11 protein-coding genes and 2 pseudogenes are annotated in these 13804 nt (G+C 55.3%); 4 read left to right on the top strand and 9 right to left on the bottom strand.

Annotated features, from left to right (window positions below):
• Positions 1-2125: pseudogene (locus JCM2850_RS18450) on the top strand (ATP-binding protein).
• Positions 2122-3399 (top strand): sigma-54-dependent transcriptional regulator, encoded by a 1278-nt coding sequence (locus JCM2850_RS09855; protein WP_025871534.1) that lies wholly within the window; start codon positions 2122-2124, stop codon positions 3397-3399. The pseudogene JCM2850_RS18450 and the gene JCM2850_RS09855 overlap by 4 nt, the downstream one beginning before the upstream one ends.
• 33 nt (positions 3400-3432) lie before the next feature.
• Here JCM2850_RS09855 and JCM2850_RS09850 read toward each other — a convergent pair whose 3' ends face one another.
• From JCM2850_RS09850 to JCM2850_RS09835, 4 genes are all read right to left on the bottom strand, one after another.
• Positions 3433-4116 (bottom strand): YoaK family protein, encoded by a 684-nt coding sequence (locus JCM2850_RS09850; protein ID WP_025871532.1) that lies wholly within the window; start codon positions 4114-4116, stop codon positions 3433-3435.
• A gap of 41 nt (positions 4117-4157) precedes the next feature.
• A complete protein-coding gene (locus tag JCM2850_RS09845) occupies positions 4158-5498 on the bottom strand; it encodes an anti-phage deoxyguanosine triphosphatase (protein WP_199898303.1) in 1341 nt (446 codons plus the stop codon).
• Between the two features lie 84 nt (positions 5499-5582).
• Positions 5583-6272, bottom strand: a complete 690-nt coding sequence (locus JCM2850_RS09840) for an MgtC/SapB family protein (RefSeq protein ID WP_025871529.1) — start codon at positions 6270-6272, stop codon at positions 5583-5585.
• A gap of 57 nt (positions 6273-6329) precedes the next feature.
• A complete protein-coding gene (locus tag JCM2850_RS09835; protein ID WP_025871527.1) occupies positions 6330-6743 on the bottom strand; it encodes a hypothetical protein in 414 nt (137 codons plus the stop codon).
• Between the two features lie 187 nt (positions 6744-6930).
• Here JCM2850_RS09835 and JCM2850_RS09830 point away from each other — a divergent pair, with 187 nt between their 5' ends.
• Positions 6931-7818 carry an SDR family oxidoreductase gene (locus JCM2850_RS09830; RefSeq protein ID WP_025871525.1) on the top strand — a complete coding sequence of 296 codons (888 nt, stop codon included), beginning with the start codon at positions 6931-6933 and terminating at the stop codon, positions 7816-7818.
• Positions 7819-7888: 70 nt separating this feature from the next.
• On the opposite strand, the pseudogene xth reads toward JCM2850_RS09830, so the two are convergent.
• The 3 genes and pseudogenes from xth to JCM2850_RS09815 form a co-directional block, all read right to left on the bottom strand.
• Positions 7889-8661: pseudogene (xth, locus tag JCM2850_RS18445) on the bottom strand (exodeoxyribonuclease III).
• Positions 8662-8775: 114 nt separating this feature from the next.
• On the bottom strand, positions 8776-9636 hold the full coding sequence (gene rlmF / locus JCM2850_RS18440; protein ID WP_369384873.1) for a 23S rRNA (adenine(1618)-N(6))-methyltransferase RlmF: 861 nt from the start codon (positions 9634-9636) through the stop codon (positions 8776-8778).
• Positions 9637-9786: 150 nt separating this feature from the next.
• Positions 9787-10401 (bottom strand): SAM-dependent methyltransferase, encoded by a 615-nt coding sequence (locus JCM2850_RS09815; protein WP_025871523.1) that lies wholly within the window; start codon positions 10399-10401, stop codon positions 9787-9789.
• Positions 10402-10489: 88 nt separating this feature from the next.
• Between JCM2850_RS09815 and JCM2850_RS09810 the strand changes: the two genes are divergently transcribed.
• Positions 10490-10978 (top strand): aminoacyl-tRNA deacylase, encoded by a 489-nt coding sequence (locus JCM2850_RS09810; RefSeq protein ID WP_025871521.1) that lies wholly within the window; start codon positions 10490-10492, stop codon positions 10976-10978.
• Between the two features lie 74 nt (positions 10979-11052).
• On the opposite strand, the gene JCM2850_RS09805 is transcribed toward JCM2850_RS09810, so the two are convergent.
• Positions 11053-11589 (bottom strand): YaeQ family protein, encoded by a 537-nt coding sequence (locus JCM2850_RS09805; protein ID WP_025871520.1) that lies wholly within the window; start codon positions 11587-11589, stop codon positions 11053-11055.
• Positions 11590-11725: 136 nt separating this feature from the next.
• Complete coding sequence (locus JCM2850_RS09800) at positions 11726-13768, bottom strand: M3 family metallopeptidase (RefSeq protein WP_025871518.1); 2043 nt, start codon at positions 13766-13768, stop codon at positions 11726-11728.
• Between the last annotated feature and the right edge of the window lie 36 nt (positions 13769-13804).

Below are 13804 nucleotides of genomic sequence, written 5' to 3'. Positions count from 1 at the left end.
ATGAAATACATCGTCTTCATCAGTGCGGCTCTGGGTGCAGTCCTGTTGTATCTGCTGTCGCACGCCAGCACGCGCACGGCAGCGGCCAGCAGTAATTATTCGCTGCTGCTGGTGCTGAATATCGTGTTGGCGCTGGCCTTGATTGTCATCATAGGCATACAGCTGTGGCGGCTTTACCGTCAGTTGCGCAATAGCATTATGGGCAGCCGCCTGACCTTGCGCCTGCTCGGCGGCTTTGCTTGATGGCCATTATCCCCGGTGTGCTAGTCTATGCGGTCTCGGTGAATTTCCTTACCCGCTCCATCGAATCCTGGTTCAACGTCAAAGTAGAGGCTGCGCTTGAAGGTGGCTTGCGCCTTGGTCAGAGTGCGCTGGATATCATGCTGTCAGATATGGAAGACAAGGCCGAGAGCATGGCTTTATCCCTGGCCTTCCAGCCTGGCAACCTGCACCTGAGTGTGCTGAATGACCTGCGCGAGAAAAGTGGCGTACGTGATGCGGTATTGCTCACCTTGCAGGGCCGCATCCTAGCGTTTTCCAGTGGTGACCCTTCCAGCTTCCTGCCTGAGCTGCCCAGCGTGCCGCAACTACGCCAGGGGCGTCAGCATGTTTATGGCGTGATTGAGCCATATTGGGCAAAGGTCTTTATCTGCGCGTACTGGCCCCTGTGAGCATGAATGATATGGCGGGGGAAACCCGCGTATTGCAACTGCTGCAGCCCGTGCCAAAAACACTGTCAGACACGGCTGAAGCCGTGCAGGATGTCTATGAGGATTATCAGGAGCTTTCCATCAGTCGCGAATCACTGAAAGAGGTGTTTGCGCTGACGCTGACCCTGGTGCTGATGCTGGCCATGCTCTCCTCCATTGCCATTGCCTTTGTGCTTAGCCGCAGGCTATCCGCACCGCTAGGTATTTTGGCCGAGGGCACGCGCGCCATTGCGCGTGGTGATTACGGCACTATATTGCCCGCCCACGGCAAGGACGAACTTGGCATTCTGGTGCAATCTTTCAACAGCATGACGCGCCAGCTGGATGACGCTACCCAGGCTGCTGATCGCAACCGGGTGCGCCTGGAAGCCGCGCGCGGATACCTGGAAACCATACTCGCCCACTTGTCCTCGGGTGTGCTGGTGCTGGGCGAAAATGGCCAGTTACGTACCTTCAACTATGCCGCCTCGCATATCCTCAGCGTGCCACTTAATGACGAGGCGCTGAATCAGCCGCTGGAGCTGCTGGCCAAGCAACAGGCCACACTGGCCAGTTTCGTTAACCGTATTCAAGTCTATTTCAAGGCAGACTCCGCCAGCGAATGGCAGGAGCAGATGGAAGTCAGCACCACTCAGGGCAAGCAAGTGTTGCTGGTGCGCGGCACGCGCCTGCCCAGCGGCCCGGATGGCGGTTTTGTGGTGGTGTTTGATGACATTACCCAAATGGCCCAGGCCCAGCGCGATGCCGCCTGGGCAGAAGTGGCGCGGCGTTTGGCGCATGAGATCAAGAACCCGCTGACGCCTATCCAGCTCTCGGCAGAGCGATTGGAACACAAGCTGGGCGCCAAGCTCGATGCCCAGGATGCTGAAATGCTGTCGCGCGCCACCGCCACCATTGTCAGCCAGGTCAATGCCATGAAAAGCATGGTGAATGAGTTCAGCGAATATGCGCGCCTGCCTGCCATCAACCCCGACAGCGTAGATCTTGAGCAGCTGATACATGATGTATTGGGCTTGTATGAAGCCGCCAGCGCTCATATCGAGCTGGATATTCCTGCCGACCTGCCCAAGGTACAGGGTGATGCCAGCATGTTGCGCCAGGTATTGCATAACCTGTTGCAGAACGCTCAGGATGCGTTGGAAAACCATCCCCAGCCCGCCATCACCATAGGCTGTAGTGTGGCCGAAGACAGGGTCAAGCTCTGTGTGCGTGATAATGGCGCAGGCTTCCCGCTCGAAATCCTCTCCCACGCCTTTGAACCCTATATGACCACCAAACGTCATGGCACCGGCTTGGGGCTTGCCATCGTCAAGAAAATCATTGAAGAACACAAAGGCACGATCAAGGTGGAAAACCTAGAACATGGCGGTGCAATTGTCACTGTCACCATACCTATAGCGGAGCGCAAGCAATGACAGCCAGGCAAGTGCTAGTCGTGGATGATGAAATCGGCATCCGCGAGTTATTGAGAGACATCCTGCAGGACGAGGGTTATCAGGTCAGGCTGGCAGAAAACGCCGCCGAAGCTCGTACCTGGCGCCAACAGGCCAGGCCAGACCTAGTATTGCTTGATATCTGGATGCCGGACTGTGATGGCATCACCCTGCTCAAGGAATGGGGCAATGGCGGCTTGTTGACCATGCCTGTAGTCATGATGTCCGGTCACGGCACCATAGACACCGCGGTGGAAGCCACGCGCATAGGCGCGTTCGATTTCCTCGAGAAACCCATCGCGCTGCAGAAACTGCTCAAGACCGTCAACGCTGCACTCAAGCACAGCGAGCAACAACCGCGCTCGGACATGAACCTGGTCAATCTGGGTAAAAGTGCCGTCATTAGCGAATTGCGCCAGCGTCTGGAGCAAGTGGCGGCATTGAAAAGCAGCCTGTTGCTGATTGGGGCCAAGGGTAGCGGCCTGGAGCTGTGCGCCCGCTTCCTGCAACAGCCCGGCAGCCCCTGGCTGGAATTGACCGAGACCGAACGGCTGGCCACAGCACCACTGGAACTGCTAGAACAAAGCAGTGATGGCTTGATTTTCATTCCCGAAGTGGCGGAGCTCAACAAAACCGAGCAAAAAGGCCTGCTGCTGTTGCTGGGCAAGGCAGATAAATACGATGTACGTGTAGTCTGTGGCACATCACGTGCGCTGCCGCAGCTGGTAGCTGAAAATACATTTGACGCAGGCTTATTGCAGGCGTTGTCGGTCACCACCGTGGGCGTACCCGCGCTGGAAGATCACCGCGAGGATATCCCCGACTTGGCCCGCTCCATGGTGACCTTGATGGTAGAAACTGGTGAAGCCGCGTATAGAGAGTTTGATATCGCCGCCCTCAATGCATTGCGCAATGCGGATTGGCCCGGCAACCTGGCGCAGCTGGATAGCGTAATCCGCAATCTGGTGCAGACTTCTCTAGGCGAGAAAATCACCCTGGCTGATGTTAATCGCGTGGTGGGACAGTTTTCCCAGATGCATCAAGCCAAACCCGGGCCGGGCAGCCCTTTGACCGTTTCGCTGGCCTTTAATCTGGAACAGCCGCTGCGTGAAGCGCGCGATGAATTTGAACGCTTGTATTTCGAGCACCATATCGTCAAGGCTGGCGGCAATATGAGCAAAGTGGCTGAGAACGTGCAGCTGGAACGCACCCACCTCTACCGCAAGCTCAAGCAGCTAGGTGTTAAACCCAAATAGGCATCCAACGCAAATAAGCTGGCAAATACTGAGCTAATTCAATGCCGCTTGTCTGGCATCCAGCAAGCAGATGATAAAGGCCAATATCAGCATCAGCATGGGCGCCAGCAAGGCGAGGTTATGCCAGGCCAGGGTGCATACGCCGCCAGCAATTGCGCCTAGCAAGAAACATAAACACACCAGCCCAAACAGGCGCGCCTCGCGCCAGGCCCCACCATCATGCCTGCTCACTGCCCCTCTGAATAAGCCCTCTATGCTGCGGCGCAGATTGCCTGTGGTCATCACAGAGTTATAGGGCGTACTGCCTATATGTGTGAAGCTGGAGTTTTGCATCGCCGCCACCAGCGCAATACAAGGCACCAGCCAGGCATCGGGGAAATCTACAGGCAATTGGCTGCCTATGCCCAGTATCACGATCTCCAGCCCCAGACACACCAGTGCCGGGCTGGCCAGGGCTTTTCTCACTCTGGGCAAGCGCAGGCAATTAGCCAGAAACACCCCCACCACAAATGCGAGCAAGGGCGGCAGGTGGCGTAACGCCTGCGCCCAGTCCTGGCCTGCAAGCGCTACTCCCATCAGCACAATATTGCCGGTCATGGCATTGGCAAACACATGTCCATGGCCAACATAGGTAAAGGCATCGAGAAAGCCACCGGATAGCGTCAACAGTGCTGCAACGCTAATGGAGTTATCGGCGCTGGCGGGCAAACTGCTCATGGCGAGGTTTAGCTAAAATAATGTACATTTGAACAACTTATTTATTTATCAAATACCGAGCCTATGTCTGGGCTGAATAAGCGGTGATAAAGCCGCGTAGCGTGGATATCCGTCATGCTGGCTATGTAATCGCAGATCACCCGCTCTGCATTACCGCTCTGCTGCAACTGCGCCAGATTGGCGCTAGGTAGCAAACGCTCGGCGTTTTCTAGCAAGGTAGTAAACAAGCGCATGATCATCTGCTGGCCCTTGAACTCCAAAGCCTGAATCTGCGGCCTGCGTATGACCACATCCATGACGAATTTCTTCAGAATCAGCAGCAAATCGTGGGCTTCTTGTTCCATCTCGGCTTGTAGCTGCAAAGCTGGGCTGTCAAATCCGGCTTGCTGCGTGACGCGGATATTGGCAATAAAGTAATTCACCAGGCGACTGATGGCATGTTTACGCTCACGGTCACTGCCCGAGAAGAGTTTCTGTTGGTAAAAATCCGTCTCCTGCATCAGCGGGCAGGTGCTCAGTGCCTGCGCGGGCTGCAGCACCAGTTCCTGCCATTGCCGCGCACTGACCAGTTCCATCGCCAGCGCATCTTCCAGATCATGCACGCCATAGGCGATATCATCTGCCAGCTCCATGATGGAGGTATCAAAGCCTTGATGCAGCGCTTTGCCATGCTTGCCAACACGCGCTTGCTGCTGGCGGAAATGCAGACTGTCCTGCGGCGAGAAGGCTGCCAATATCCATTCCAGCACATCGGCCTCATCATCATGCAGGCATTTGGGTGGCTGGGCATGATCAATATTTGAACTCTGCTGTGCTGGTGCTTGCGGATAATTAGCCACTTCATGATGCAACACCGGATATTTCAGCAGGCCCAACATGGTGCGTCTGCTGAGATCCAGCCCATGCTCGGGAGAGTATTCCCCCAGCCTGCTGATTATGCGCAGGGTCTGGCCATTGCCCTCAAAGCCACCGTGGGCATGCATGACAGAATTCAGTGCTACTTCACCGCCATGACCAAAAGGCGGATGCCCAAGATCATGGCCCAAGCAAATGGCTTCGATCAGGCCCATGGATGGAATCCACGCCTGAATCTCTGATTGTTGCGCATAGGTTTGGCGCAAGCGCTCGCATATACCCGAGCCTATCTGCGCGACCTCCAGCGAATGCGTGAGGCGGGTGCGATAAAAATCGCTGTCCCCTATGCTGAAAATCTGGGTTTTGGATTGCAGGCGGCGAAAAGACGCCGAGTGAATAATACGTGCGCGGTCACGCTGATATTCGCTATCCAGACTATCTGAGTTAAAGGTTTTTCCGGTGTATCCGGCTTCATAGCGCCTGCGGGCTATCCAGGCCGGGCTGAGGGGAGAGTGTTTATGTTCCATAGGCAGAGTTTGCCATGAAAATCCGCTCAGCTAGCATTCAGTGAGTGCATAACTTTATGCCTAGGCATGACGCTGTACCTGGCATCAATCGCGCGTAGGTGCCAGGCGGAAAGACTTCACCATGTCCATATTGAGCATGGCCTTGGCCAGGGTAGCCATATGCGCCTGGCTGGAGCTGCGCAGTATCATGCTGTACTCCATGGTGGTGCCATCATGATTCAGGGCATAACTCATATTGGCTATGGTAAAGCCCTGCTTGTCTATAAAGCGCCGCAGCTCGGGCTCGTCCATATAATCATGGCGATCAAAACACACGAGATAATGCGCATAGTAGTGCGAGGGCAGGCGCACCTCTATCCAGCGGAATAGTGATAGCACGCCCAGCGTCAACAAGGTGGTCAAAACGGCAGGGAAGAAGAAACCCATGCCCAGCATGATGCCTATGGCAGCCGTGATCCAGATTGAGGCTGCCGTAGTCAGCCCGCGTACGGTGTAACCTTCCTTGAAGATCACCCCAGCGCCCAGGAAACCTATGCCGGTCATGATGCCTTGCGCCATACGCGTGGGGTCGGCATTGATGCTTTCCCGCGGCACATCAGGCAGTAAATCCCACTGGAACAAGGTGAGCAGCATGAGCAGGCTGGATGCCAGACAAACTAGACTATGGGTGCGGAAGCCGGCCGGACGGCCATGAAAACTGCGCTCCAGCCCAATGACGCCCCCCGCCAGCAAGGCGCTGGCGAGATGCAAGGCAATCAGGGCGAAATCGTGCATACGGGCTTTCGAAATGGCAGCGCACTATTGTGCGTGAATTCAGCCAATATGGACAAGTCAGCTATCTCCTACGCCCAACTGCCACCCCGTCTGTTTATTGGCATGTGGCAAATAGATATCCACATAGGCCTGACCTGCCTGCGTATAGTGAATTTCCGTGCCTGCAGGCACTGCAAGGTCTATCAGGATTTTTCGCAGTTGCTGGCGTGTATGCGCCAAGTTTTGCGTGGTGATGTCTATACGCTGGTGCAGAGGATGTTGCTCACCATCTTCAGCGGCATCGCTTACCGATTGCCCCCAGCCTATGACGTTGCCCGCCGCCGCATCCTGTAAGCGGCTGGCCAGTTCATATTCACGCTGATGAAATGGGTCGACAAGACTATGGCGGGTGATGGGAATCTTGACGTAGACAAACAAGGTTTGTGCCTGCAGATCAAACAGCGGGCCGGTATTGACCAGATCGTCGCTCATGCCTGCACTCCTTGTCGGATAGCGTTTAGGGGATATAAAAGTGTTAACGCCTCACAGCGCCGCAAGTTGACATCCAGCTGACAACAGCGCCTGAAGGGCTATCCTACAGGGATTTGCGAGCTGTTCCGATGGTATTTCAAGTCTGAGGGAATAGGATAGAGACAAGCTAATTCTCAGGAGCAAGCTCATGTCCCAACATAAACCCCTGAATGAACAAGTCATGGTCATCACTGGCGCCTCCAGCGGCATCGGGCTATGCACTGCCATTCTGGCTTCAGCACTGGGCGCTGAAGTCGTCATGGTGGCGCGCAGCGGCGAACTGCTGGAGCAATTGAGCAGCGAGATCAATGCCAGTGGTGGTTCAGCCAGTTTTGTCGCTGCCGATGTGGCCGAACGCGCAGATGTAGATAAGGTGGTGCAGGAAGTCATTGCGCGCCATGGTCGTATAGACACCTGGGTCAATGATGCTGGTGTCAGTATCTATGGGCGTCTGGATGATGTGCTGGAAGCCGATAGCCGCAGGCTGTTTGATATCAACTTCTGGGGCCTGGTGCATGGCTCGCTGGCGGCTTTGCCGCATCTGCGTGCCAGTGGTGGCGTATTGATCAACATAGGCTCAGAGGCTTCGGAAAGCGTGTTGCCTTTGCAGGGCATGTACTCTGCCTCCAAACATGCGGTCAAAGGTTTTACCGATAATCTGCGCGTAGAAACCGAGCAGATGGATAGCAGCAAGGTTTCTATCGTTTTGATACAACCCACCGCTGTGAACACGCCTTACAGTGAGCACGCCAAGAATTATCTATCGCGTGAACCACGTTTGCCCGACCCCAAGATAGATCCGCAGCAAGTGGCAGAAGCCATACTGGAAGCAGCCCAGCAAGGCGGGCGCGATATACGCGTAGGCGTGATGGCCACCCTGAATATTTCGCTGAGTCGACTGATGCCCGCCCTCGCCGATAAATTGTCCCATCGCCTGGTACAAGCCCAGCAACAAGGCCGTGCCCCGCAACATCCGCAAGGCACTTTGTACCAATCCGGTGGCAGCGGCCGCATTCATGGCACGGCCAAGCATTAATGCCGATAAAAAGCATCCTCTTGTGCTGAATGGCTTTGGAATCAGAGCCATTAATGCGCTTGGATTTGGTTTAGGGTAAAGCGCTCAACTCCAGCACCACAGGTGTATGGTCTGAAGGGCGCTCCAGCTTGCGTGGTGCCTTGTCTATCCAGCAACGCAGGCAATGTGCCAGCAAGGGCTGGCTGACGAGGATGTGGTCTATGCGCAGGCCCAGATTGCGACGGAAACCAGCCATGCGGTAATCCCACCAGCTGAAGCTACCTGGCTCTTGCTCAAACAGCCGGAAGCTGTCATGCAGGCCCAGACCCACCAAGCCCCGGAAGGCCTCACGCTCAGGCTCACTCACCAGCACCTGCCCAACCCAGGCCGCAGGGTCATGCACATCTTCATCGGCAGGGGCGATATTGTAATCACCCAGCAAGGCCAGGTTGGGATGACGCTGCAACTCTTCCTGCAGATAGCGATGCAGGGCTTCCAGCCAGCCCAGCTTGTATTGATATTTGTCCGAATCCAGGCTCTGGCCGTTGGGAATGTAAGCGCAGACTATCCTGATACCCTGCACCGTGGCGACAATCACACGCTTCTGCTCATCGTTCAGGCCAGGAATTCCCATGCTGACATCTTCCAGAGCATGCGGCTGATAATGGCGACGCCGTTATAGGTTTTTTGCCCGCTGTGAATGGCGTTGTAGCCTGCTTCTTTCAGCGCCGCATAGGGAAACTTGCTGTCTTCCTGTTTGGTCTCTTGCAGGCAAAGCACATCGACTTGCTCGGCAGCTAGCCAGTCCAGTACATGGGGCAATCTGACGTTGAGGGAATTGACGTTCCAGGTAGCAATTTTCATCAGGGATGGATTCGGGGTGGTTCAAAGAAGATAGCTGCAAGTTTACCATTGAGTCCCGCCCTGCATGCGCCGCATGGCTGCAAGATCAAACCAGACCAGCAAGCCAGACCAGGTTTATTTTGCTCTGCGTCCGGCTTTCTCTACAAAACTCCAGGCCAAAATACGGCTTTGCTTCTGTCCTTGGGCCATCTCTATCACTTCCACACTCTGCACTGGCACTTGCTTCAGCGCACGCTTGACCGCTGACAGGCTCTCGGCTTTGGAGACCAAGGTAGTAAACCACAGGCACTGGCTGGGGTAGCGTGCACTTTCTGCCACCATGCGTGTAATAAAGCCCACCTCACCGCCGTCACAATATAACTCTGCTGCCTGGCCACCAAAATTCAATCTGGGCTGCTGATGGTGCTTGGCCTGCGCATGATTTCTGGACTGAGATTGCTGGCCAGCGCTGCGCGCCAGCCCTGACCATTTGCGTCTGGCCCCTGCTTGCGCTTCTTGCAAGGAGGCATGGAATGGTGGGTTGCACATGCTGAAGCTGAATTGATCACCCGCTTTGATAATGCCATCAAAAATGGCGTGCGCATCTCGCTGCTGGCGCAAGCTGATACGCTGCTCAAGGCCAGGATTGGCCTCTATGATGCGCTGTGCATTCGCCAGCGCCGCAGGGTTGGTATCCACGCCCACAAATTGCCAGCCGTACTCATATTGCCCCAGCAAGGGGTAGACCAGATTGGCCCCGGTGCCTATATCCAGCACCCGCACCTCAGGCTGTTTTTCATGGGCCGATGTAGCAAGCAGATCAGCGAGGTAATGCAGATAATCGACACGGCCAGGGATGGGCGGACAGAGAAATTCTGCCGGGATATCCCAGTGCACCACGCCATAGCAAGACATGAGCAAAGCCTGGTTGAGCGCCTTGACCGCCGCAGGATTGGCAAAATCGATGGTGCTGACCCCTAGCGGATTAAGCCGCACATATTTTTTCAGCCAGGGTGTGCCGTCACTAGGCTGGCAAAGTCATAGCCAGCGCGATGGCGATTACGGGCATGCATGCGCAGTTTTTCCTCTATGACAGGTGGTGAACTCATTAATGGATTATCCAGATAGCCGCTGTGGTATTGATATTCAGGCCCTCTCGCTGCCAGGTTTACGCGCTAGCACCTGCACCACAGACGCCCGTCCGGTGTGGTACTGGCCTTCAACCACATCCCGTTCCAGCTCTGCCAGATGCTGGAAGGTAAACCCGGCCAAGGCAGTACTGAGAATTTCTCGACTGAGCATGGAGGCTGCATCATTGCCGCCGCCAGTGCCAAAGGCTAGTTGCTGCGGTGTATAGGCTTCCAGCAGGAAAGCGCCGCCGGGCTTGAGGCCGCGTATGATGCGCGGAAACAACCAATGGCGCAAGGCAGGCGGCATGGGGCAGAAGATGCTGATGATGGCATCCCATTGCGCCTCACCAGGATCAAACTCATTGAGATCAGCATGTATGCAGGCAATGCTCACGCCCTGCTCTGCGGCCAGACGCTGCGCTTTTTGTAAACCCACCAGCGAACCATCTACCGCCGTGACTTCATAGCCCTGCTGCGCAAGGAACACGGCATTGCGTCCCTCGCCTTCTGCCAGGCTCAGCACCTTGCCTTTAGTAACCCCTGATCCCAGATGTTGCGCATATTGCTGCAAAAAGGTGTTGGCGGTTTTGCCGTAGGCATAATCCTCAGTGCTGTAACGTTCATCCCACATAGTAATTGTCTCCAATGCCATCATTGTGCATATTAATGAAAACTGCCTGGCAGGCACATCATAGGTTTATCGAAACAAGGACACTCGCATGGACTTACAGTCTCCCGTTACCGCCTTGCTGGATCAGCATCACATCGCTTACCGCATCATTGAGATTCCACTGAGTGAGGACAAGAAACCCGTGCGGCAACTGGAAGAATTGCTGCATGAGCAAGGCTTGAAACCCAAGTCTGTGGTCAGAAGCATAGTGTTCCGTACTGGCTCTGAGCAATTTGTGCTGCTGGCAGTGGCAGGCGGTGGCCGCGCCGACTGGGCCAGCCTGCGTGAGCAGCTGGAAGAACGCAAGCTGCGTATGGCCGAATATGATGAAGTGCAGGCGGCGACAGGCTATGTGGTGGGTGCCGTGGCCCCGATTGCCCTGCCCGAGGAGTTGAGAGTGCTGGTGGACAGCAGTGTCTACGATTACGAGGATGTGGTCATAGGCAGCGGCGTACTGGGCTATGCGCTGGGCCTGAAAAGCCGCGATCTGTCTAAACTGCTAGCCGATGCGCCAATGGGCAATTTTGCCCAACATTAAAAAGTGCAACTTTGCACAGCATTGAATAGCGCAACTTTGCCCAGCCGTGAATACCGCCATTTACCCAGCTCAGCTTACTGCCAACGTTCCAAGCTGACTTCTACACTACCATCAGCATTGCTGAGCCAGACCTGACCATCCTGTATGGTGCATTGCAGATCCATGGTACGTTGCGCCAGTGCTGCCAGCGCCTGAGTGCTTTCCGGCGCCAGATTATAAATTGCCAGATTTTTCAGCCGCGCCAACTCCTTACGGTTCTGCTCAAACCACATCTCTGCCGTACGTCCGCCATAGGCATACAGCAGCACTTCATCAGCGCGGCTGCTGGCCTTGCGCAGCAAGCGCTCGTCCGGCAGGCCTACATCTATCCATTGTTCTATCCTGCCTGTCAGATCCGTACGCCAGATATCGGCCTCGTCATCTGCGCTCAAGCCCTGGCCAAATGCCAGGCGCTCATGAGCCTGCAGGGCAAAGGCCAGCAGGCGCACCATCATGCGCTCATCGGTTTCTGAAGGGTGACGCGCCAGGGTCAAGGCGTGATCTTGATAGTAATGCCGTTCCATATCTGCAATCTGCAGATTGGCTTTGTAGACGGTGGATTTAAGTGCCATGGAAGTTTCTTAGCTAGTGACGGACAAAAAACAAGCGGCCAGTGTAGGTTAAACACTGGCCGCTTGCTAGCAGAGCTTGATCCTAGGCGCTTATGGCCACACGACCCTAAACGCCCCTAGTCTGGATCGTCATGTCCTAGGCAGTCATACCGTTATGGCGCAGCAAAGCATCTATGCTGGGCTCGCGGCCACGGAAGGCGATAAAGGATTCCAAGGCAGGACGTGAGCCGCCCTGCGCCAGAATCTCATTCCAGAAGCGTTTGCCCGCCTCGGCCGACAATACGCCGCTTTCCTCAAACATGCTGTAGGCATCGGCAGAGAGTACTTCTGCCCATTTGTAGCTGTAATAACCCGCGGCATAACCACCCGCGAAGATATGCGAGAAGTTGTTGGGGAAACGGTTCCATGCCGGAGGACGCAGCACCGCCACTTCATCACGCACAGATTCTATCAGCTTGAGCGCAGTATCGGCTTCGTAATGCTCAAAGTTGGCGTGCAAGCGCATATCAAACAGCGAGAACTCAATCTGGCGCACGGTCTGCATGCCAGCCTGGAAGTTCTTGGCCGCCACCATCTTGTCGAACAATGCCCGTGGCAGATGCTCGCCAGTGTCAACATGGCGTGTCATATGGCGCAGCACTTCCCATTCCCAGCAGAAGTTTTCCATAAACTGGCTGGGCAGTTCCACCGCATCCCACTCCACACCCTTGATGCCAGAGACGCCGTAATCTTCCACCTGGGTCAGCATATGGTGCAGACCGTGGCCAAACTCATGGAACATGGTGATGACTTCATCATGCGTGAACAAAGCAGGCTTGCCGCCCACTGGCGCAGAGAAGTTGCAGGTGAGGAAAGCCACTGGGGTTTCTATGCCCTGCGGCTTGCGTCTGCGTGTAATTGCCTCATCCATCCAGGCACCCCCGCGCTTGTTGTTGCGCGCATAGAGATCAAGATAGAACTGGCCTACAGGCTTGCCCGCCTGGTCGGTTATTTCATAGAAGCTAACATCCTTGTGCCAAATCGGTGCCTCCACCTTGCGTACCTGCAGGCCAAAGATGGTTTCGGTGACCTTGAACAAGCCTTGCAGTACTTGCTGCTCGGGGAAGTACTGCTTCACTTCTTGATCGGAAAACGCGTATTTGTCTTCGCGCAATTTTTCCGAGGCATAGGCAATATCCCAGGCCAATAGCTCAGTCAGCCCCAGCTTCTCAGCAGCATATTGGCGCAGTTCTTCCATATCGCGCTCGGCGAAAGGTCGTGCGCGCGCACCGAGTTTATTGAGGAAGTCTTCCACCTGGGCTGGGGTCTCGGCCATCTTGGTCGCCAGCGAAGTTTCAGCATAGTTGCTGTAACCCAGCAGCACTGCCGCCTCATGGCGCAGATTAAGGATATCGCGTATCAGGGTAGTGTTATCCCATTCCGGCTTGCCAAACTCGGAAGCACGCGTGGCATAGGCACGGTATAAAGTCTCGCGCAATTCACGGTTTTCACCATATTGCAGCACAGGCATATAAGAGGGGAATTGCAGGCTGAATTTCCAGCCAGTCTTGCCATCGGCCTGGGCAGCTTCGGCGGCAGCCTGCAATGCATCTTCGGGGATACCCGCCAGCTTGGCCTGATCTTCTATGATCAGTGCGTAATCATTGGTGGTATCCAGCAGGTTTTCTTCAAACTTGGCTGCCAGGGTGGAAAGCTCTTCCTGTATGGCCTTGAAGCGGGCTTTTTTGTCTTCAGGCAGTTCTGCACCGCCTAAGCGGAAATCCCGCAGTTCATTGTCCAGAATCTTGCGCTGTGCAGTATTGAGCTGCTCGTACGCCGCACTGCCACGCAGAGCGCGGAACTTGGCATACAGGCGTTCATCCTGTGAAAGATCGGCATAAAAAGCCGTCAGCTTGGGCAGGTTTTCGTTGTAGGCCTCACGCAACTCCGGGCTGTTGATCACGGCATTGAGGTGGCCCACCTGTGACCAGGAGCGTGACATCTGCTCCTCAAAATCTTCCAGCGGACGCGCAAAGTTTTCCCAGGTGGGGGCCGCTGTGTCGGCTACCAGGGCTTCTATCAATTGCTTGCCCTGAGCCAGCAGGTGATCGACAGCAGGGGTCACATGCTCGGCGCGCACTTGATCAAACTGCGGCAGGCCGGAAAAATGCAGTAAGGGGTTGGATGCAGTGTTGCTCAATTGAAATCCTTTGTTGTGACGTGTTCATGGCGGCTT

The organism is Methylobacillus glycogenes JCM 2850, assembly GCF_000617925.1.
GTDB classification, from domain to species: Bacteria; Pseudomonadota; Gammaproteobacteria; order Burkholderiales; family Methylophilaceae; genus Methylobacillus; species Methylobacillus glycogenes.
The sequence above is the reverse complement of the archived record's forward strand: the minus strand, read 5'-3'. Positions and strand labels throughout refer to the sequence as shown.